We start from the raw sequence: 248 nt of genomic DNA on the forward strand, positions 1-248 counted from the left end.
CTAAAAAAGTTGCCGACAAAATGGCTTCTTTAATTAACGAAAACCGTGCAGATTACGAACAAAAATGGAATGACATTAAAATCGTTATCGAATACGGAATTGTTACTGAAGAAAAATTTGCAGAAAAGGCAGACAAATTCACGCTATATCCAACAACTGACGGAAAATATTTCCTTTGGAATGAATTAGAAGAGAAATTAAAGCCAACACAAACGGATAAAGATGGTAATTTAATCATTCTTTATGCT

1 pseudogene is annotated in these 248 nt (G+C 32.3%); it reads left to right on the top strand.

The features are described from left to right. Positions 1–248: pseudogene (locus tag SCA31_RS24835) on the top strand (molecular chaperone HtpG); the annotation flags it as partial.

The organism is Chryseobacterium sp. SIMBA_028 (genome assembly GCF_046535285.1).
Lineage (GTDB): Bacteria > Bacteroidota > Bacteroidia > Flavobacteriales > Weeksellaceae > Chryseobacterium.